This window comes from Mycobacterium sp. (assembly GCF_035653355.1).
Classification (GTDB): Bacteria; Actinomycetota; Actinomycetes; order Mycobacteriales; family Mycobacteriaceae; genus Mycobacterium.
Genome location: NZ_DASRBZ010000081.1, coordinates 1 through 5,653 on the forward strand (window position 1 = coordinate 1; position 5,653 = coordinate 5,653).

Below are 5,653 nucleotides of genomic sequence, written 5' to 3' on the forward strand. Positions count from 1 at the left end.
GTGGCGACCCGCTGCGCCCGGCTCCGCCGCGCTTGCGATCGCCACTGGGTTGGATTGTGGCGACCCGCTGCGCCCAGCTCCGCCGCGCTTGCGATCGCCACTAATGTGGGCTGGTGCCTTCTCACTATGACGTCGTCGTTCTCGGAGCCGGCCCCGGCGGCTACGTCGCCGCCATTCGCGCCGCCCAACTGGGGTTGAACACCGCAGTCGTCGAGCCGAAGTACTGGGGCGGGGTGTGCCTCAACGTCGGCTGCATCCCGTCCAAGGCATTGCTGCGCAACGCCGAACTGGTGCACATCTTCACCCGCGACGCCAAGACCTTCGGGATCAGCGGCGACGCGACCTTCGATTACGGCATCGCCTTCGACCGCAGCCGCAAGGTGGCCGAGGGCCGCGTCGCCGGTGTGCACTTCTTGATGAAGAAGAACAGGATCACCGAAGTCCACGGCTACGGCAGCTTCACCGACGCCAACACGTTATCGGTCGATCTCAACGATGGCGGTACCGAAACGGTCACCTTCGACAACGCGATCATCGCAACCGGCAGCAGCACCCGGCTCGTTCCGGGTACGTCGCTCTCCCAGAACGTCGTCACCTACGAAGAGCTGATCATGACGCGGGAGCTGCCCAAGTCGATCGTCATCGCCGGCGCCGGCGCGATCGGCATGGAGTTCGGCTACGTGCTGTCCAACTACGGCGTCGACGTCACGATCGTCGAGTTCCTGCCGCGGGCGCTGCCCAACGAGGACGCCGACGTGTCGAAGGAAATCGAGAAGCAGTTCAAGAAACTGGGCGTCAAGATTCTCACCGGCACCAAGGTCGAGGCTGTCGACGACAACGGCAGCGAGGTGACCGTCACGGTCAGCAAGGACGGTCAGTCCCAACAGCTGAGGGCCGAAAAAGTGTTGCAGGCCATCGGTTTTGCGCCCAACGTCGAGGGCTACGGATTGGACAAGGCCGGGGTGGCGCTGACCGATCGCAAGGCTATCGGCATCGACGACTACATGCGCACCAACGTGGGCCACATCTATGCGATCGGCGATGTCACCGGACTGTTGCAGCTGGCGCATGTCGCCGAAGCACAAGGTGTGGTGGCAGCCGAAACCATCGGCGGCGCAGAGACTTTGCCGCTCGGCGACTACCGCATGCTGCCGCGCGCGACGTTCTGCCAACCGCAGGTCGCGAGCTTCGGACTGACCGAACAGCAAGCCCGCGATGAGGGGTACGACGTCAAGGTCGCTAAGTTCCCGTTCACCGCCAACGGAAAAGCGCACGGTTTGGGCGACGCCAGCGGGTTTGTCAAGCTGGTCGCCGACGCCAAGTATGGCGAGCTGCTGGGCGGCCACCTGATTGGTCATGACGTCTCCGAGCTGCTGCCCGAGCTCACCTTGGCGCAGAAGTGGGACCTGACCGCAAATGAGTTAGCGCGCAACGTCCACACCCACCCGACAATGTCGGAGGCGCTGCAGGAATGCTTCCACGGTCTGGTCGGCCACATGATCAACTTCTGATGCTTTTTGGCGGCAGCTCAAATCGCGGCGCGACGATTATCGGTGTCGTCGCCGGAGTGATCATCGGCTATATCGCGTGGCTGCTGGCGATTTCGATCGGAGCTGCCACCACGACGGTAAGCCGGTGGAGCCTGGTGGTGTTGATTTTGTCGCTGGTGCTGGCCGCCTGCGCCGGATGGTGGGGATGGCGGCTGCGCGAGCGGCGAAATTACCCCTGGGCGGCGTTCGCGTTTGCGCTGCCGGTTCTGCCCGTCGTGTTGACGTTGGGTGTGCTGAGCGCCACCTACCTGTGATCCGGGTGATCCAGCGGAAGCTCGAGGGCAGACATCGTCGCGGCCAGCCCGTCGTATTGGCCTGCCAGCATGCAGAATTCGATCAATTGCCGGCGATCCAGATAACCGGATAGCTCCTGCCACGTCTCCTCGCTGATCGAGCGGTCGAGGACGAACTCGTCGGTGGCCTTCAGCAGCGCCTGCTGGCGGGCGGTGAGCCGGTCGGACGCCGCAGGCCAGTCGAAGATCGCCTCTTGCGTCTGTTCATTCAGCCCGCGGCGGCGCGCCATCCGGCGGTGATGCTGCAGCTCGTATTCGCAGGAACGCAGATGCGCGACGCGCAGGATCACCAGCTCGGTGTCGGCGGCCGGGAGCCGGCCCCGCAACAAGGCACCCGAATACGGCAGCCACAGCCAAAACAGCCGCTTGTGCTGACCCAGCGTGGTGAACAGATGCATTTCCGGAGCGCTGACGGTGCGCGCGCCGAATTTGGCTAGGACCCAGTTGATTAGCCCGAGGTCGCGCACACCTCCCGACGGGATGCGGCCCACTTGCGCGGTCATGCCGGTTTCACCAGATAGGGCGACACCGTGCTGCGATGTTCGTCGAGATCGAGTGCGCGGCCCAGCGCGGGGAAGGCCCGCTGCGGACAGTTGTCGCGTTCGCAGACCCGGCAGCCCGCGCCGATCGGTGTGGCTGAAATATTCGGGTCGCCCGACAAGTCCAGTCCTTCCGAGTAGACGAGCCGGTGGGCGTGCCGAAGCTCGCAGCCCAGGCCGATCGCGAACGTTTTACCCGGCTGACCATACCGTGAGGCCCGTCGCTCCACGGTGCGGGCCACCCACATGTAGTTGCGGCCGTCGGGCATCTGAGCGATCTGCACCAAGATCTTGCCCGGGTTGGCGAACGTTTCGTAGACGTTCCACAGCGGGCAGGTGCCGCCGCTGGAGGAGAAGTGAAACCCAGTGGCCGACTGGCGTTTTGACATGTTCCCGGCCCGGTCGACGCGGACGAACGAGAACGGCACCCCGCGCATCGAGGGCCGCTGCAGGGTCGAAAGCCGGTGGCAGACGGTCTCGTAGCTGACGCCGTAGAACGCCGAGAGCCGTTCGATGTCGTAGCGGAAGTTCTCGGTGACGTCGTGAAACTGCCGATACGGCAACACCGCCGCGGCCGCGAAGTAATTGGCCAGGCCGAGCCGGGCCAGCTTGCGGGATTCTTCGGAGGTGAACTTGCCTTCCTCGACCATGCTGTCGATCAGGTCCCCGAATTCCAGGTAGGCCAGCTCGGCGGCCATCTTGAACACCTGCTGCCCAGGTGAGAGGTGGGTGCTGATCTCCAGGGTTTTGGTCTCGGGGTCGAAGCGGTGCAACACGGTTTTGCCGAGGTCGATGCGCTTGTTGATGTGCACGCCGTGCACATCGGTGAGCCGACGAGCCAGCTCGCGGCCCAGATCGCCGCGGTGCATGCGCATCCGGATCGTCAGGTCTTCGGCGGCGGTGTCGAGCTCGTGCAAGTAGTTCTGGCGCTGGTAGAAGTAGTCGCGCACCTCTTCGTGCGGCATGGTGATCGCCCCACTGCCGCTGCCGTCGAAGTAGCGCCCCTCGGTAGCAGCCGCCAGTTGGGCGGTGGTGATGCGGTAGCGCCGGTGCAGGTTCACCATGGCGCGGGCCAGCTTCGGGTGGTCGCCGACCATTTCGGCGACTTCGGTCATGTCGACGTCGACATCCAGGTCGCGGTCCATCGTCACTTCGCGCAGCTCGGCGACGAGCCGGGTGTCGTCCTGGGAGGCGAAGAACGTCGCGTCCACGCCGAAGACCTCGGTGATCCGCAGCAGCACCGCCACGGTCAGCGGCCGCACGTCGTGCTCGATCTGGTTGAGGTAACTCGGCGAGATCTCTAGCATCTGCGCCAGCGCGGCCTGGCTGAACCCGCGCTCGTTACGCAGCTGGCGGACCCGCGAGCCGACGAACGTCTTGGTCACGCGGCCAGCGTACCCGGGTTGCGAAGGTGAGGTTTGCAGGCTTGGCACGCCCGCGTCGATTGGCTCCCCAGCTAGCTCATTTGGCATGATTCGCAGGAAGTCCGCAGGGGGAGCAACAGGGGAGAGCAGCGTTGAGCCTCGACAAAGTGATGATGCCGGTGCCCGACGGCCACCCCGACGTCTTCGAACGGGAGTGGCCGCTGCGGGTCGCCGACATCGACCGCGAGGGGCGACTGCGCTTCGATGCGGCCACCCGCCACATCCAGGACATTGGGCAAGACCACTTGCGCGAGTTGGGTTTCGAAGAGACCCACCCGCTGTGGATCGTGCGCCGCACCATGGTCGACTTGATCCGTCCGATCATGTTCCAGGACCTGCTGCGGCTGCGGCGCTGGTGCTCCGGCACCTCGAACCGGTGGTGTGAGATGCGGGTGCGCATCGACGGGCGCAAGGGCGGCCTGATGGAGTCCGAGGCGTTCTGGATCAACATCAACCGGGAAACGCAGGGGCCAGCGCGGATCGCCGACGACTTCCTGGCCGGCCTGCGCCGCACGACCGACATCGACAGGCTGCGCTGGAAGGCCTACCTGAACGCGGGAAGCCGAGAAGACGCGCTGGAAATCCACGAGTTCCCGGTACGGGTCACCGATATCGACCTCTTCGACCACATGAACAACTCGGTGTACTGGAGCGTCATCGAGGACTACCTGGCGTCGCACCCCGACATGCTGAAGGCGCCGCTGCGGGTGACCATCGAACACGAGGCGCCGGTCGCCCTGGGCGACAAGCTGGAGATCATCTCCCACGTGCATCCACCGGGTTCGACCGACCGATTTGGTCCTGGACTGACCGATCGCACTGTTACAACGCTCACATATGCCGTCGGCGACGAGGTCAAAGCGGTCGCGTCGATCTTCCCGCTGTAGCCGGTCGGCAGAATCCAACTTCACCTACAACAAGTGGGTTGACCTGCGGTTTAGGGTTACTGGCCGGTAGCTACTGAAACGGTTCAGTAGTTTGTTGCATTCGCAAGATTTGCAAATCCCGGCTCTGTTATGGCCAAAGTTGGCAACTGCAAGCGGTGGACCTGCGGAGCTAAGCTGTGCCATCGTCGGCTTAGCACGCCGAGGAGCTCGCTGGGGGGTTAGCAATCCTGGGAACGCCAGGGACCGCCAGCGATGAAAACAGAAGAAGGAGCACGTCACTGATGTCTACCGTTGGCACGCCCAAGAGCGCGGAGCAGATCCAGCACGACTGGGACACCAATCCGCGTTGGAAGGACGTCACCCGCAGTTACACCGCTGCCGATGTGGTGGCTTTGCAGGGCACCGTGGTCGAGGAGCACACGCTGGCTCGTCGTGGTGCCGAGGTGCTGTGGAGCCAGTTGCACGACCTGGAGTGGGTCAATGCGCTGGGTGCATTGACCGGCAACCAGGCCGTGCAGCAGGTGCGGGCAGGTCTGAAGGCCATCTACCTCTCCGGCTGGCAGGTGGCTGGCGACGCCAACCTCGCCGCGCAGACCTATCCCGACCAGAGCCTCTACCCGGCCAACTCGGTGCCGCAGGTGGTGCGCCGGATCAACAACGCGCTGCAGCGTGCCGACCAGATCGCCAAGGTCGAGGGCGACAAGTCGGTGGAGAACTGGCTGGCGCCGATCGTCGCCGACGCCGAGGCCGGCTTCGGCGGTGCGCTCAACGTCTACGAGCTGCAAAAGGCGATGATCGCCGCCGGCGCGGCGGGCACCCACTGGGAAGACCAGCTGGCGTCGGAGAAGAAGTGCGGCCACTTGGGCGGCAAGGTGCTGATCCCGACCCAGCAGCACATCCGCACGTTGACGTCGGCTCGGCTAGCTGCGGACGTGTGCGACGTGCCGACCGTGATCATCG

6 protein-coding genes are annotated in these 5,653 nt (G+C 64.5%); 4 read left to right on the forward strand and 2 right to left on the reverse strand.

What is annotated here, in order from left to right:
• Nucleotides 1-113 precede the first annotated feature (113 nt).
• A complete protein-coding gene (gene lpdA, locus VFA16_RS02625) occupies nucleotides 114-1,511 on the forward strand; it encodes a dihydrolipoyl dehydrogenase (RefSeq protein WP_324966322.1) in 1,398 nt (465 codons plus the stop codon).
• The gene (locus VFA16_RS02630) at nucleotides 1,511-1,804 is read left to right on the forward strand and encodes a hypothetical protein (RefSeq protein WP_324966323.1); all 294 of its coding nucleotides are present in this window, start codon (nucleotides 1,511-1,513) and stop codon (nucleotides 1,802-1,804) included. The genes lpdA and VFA16_RS02630 overlap by 1 nt, the downstream gene beginning before the upstream one ends.
• On the opposite strand, the gene VFA16_RS02635 is transcribed toward VFA16_RS02630, so the two are convergent.
• Together VFA16_RS02635 and ramB are read right to left on the reverse strand one after the other, a co-directional pair.
• On the reverse strand, nucleotides 1,795-2,346 hold the full coding sequence (locus tag VFA16_RS02635; RefSeq protein WP_324966324.1) for a carboxymuconolactone decarboxylase family protein: 552 nt from the start codon (nucleotides 2,344-2,346) through the stop codon (nucleotides 1,795-1,797). The genes VFA16_RS02630 and VFA16_RS02635 overlap by 10 nt on opposite strands.
• Nucleotides 2,343-3,767 carry an acetate metabolism transcriptional regulator RamB gene (ramB, locus tag VFA16_RS02640; RefSeq protein WP_324966325.1) on the reverse strand — a complete coding sequence of 475 codons (1,425 nt, stop codon included), beginning with the start codon at nucleotides 3,765-3,767 and terminating at the stop codon, nucleotides 2,343-2,345. Before ramB ends, VFA16_RS02635 begins: the two co-directional genes overlap by 4 nt.
• A gap of 131 nt (nucleotides 3,768-3,898) precedes the next feature.
• Between ramB and VFA16_RS02645 the strand changes: the two genes are divergently transcribed.
• The gene (locus VFA16_RS02645) at nucleotides 3,899-4,693 is read left to right on the forward strand and encodes an acyl-[acyl-carrier-protein] thioesterase (protein WP_324966326.1); all 795 of its coding nucleotides are present in this window, start codon (nucleotides 3,899-3,901) and stop codon (nucleotides 4,691-4,693) included.
• A gap of 281 nt (nucleotides 4,694-4,974) precedes the next feature.
• Nucleotides 4,975-5,653: isocitrate lyase (gene aceA / locus VFA16_RS02650; RefSeq protein WP_324966327.1), on the forward strand; the 679-nt coding region annotated here is incomplete at its 3' end.

Excerpts from the sequence above, each read along its gene's own strand:
- VFA16_RS02630 (WP_324966323.1), top strand. The coding sequence starts at position 1,511 with ATGCTTTTTGGCGGCAGCTCAAATCGCGGCGCGACGATTATCGGTGTC.
- VFA16_RS02635 (WP_324966324.1), bottom strand. The coding sequence starts at position 2,346 with ATGACCGCGCAAGTGGGCCGCATCCCGTCGGGAGGTGTGCGCGACCTC.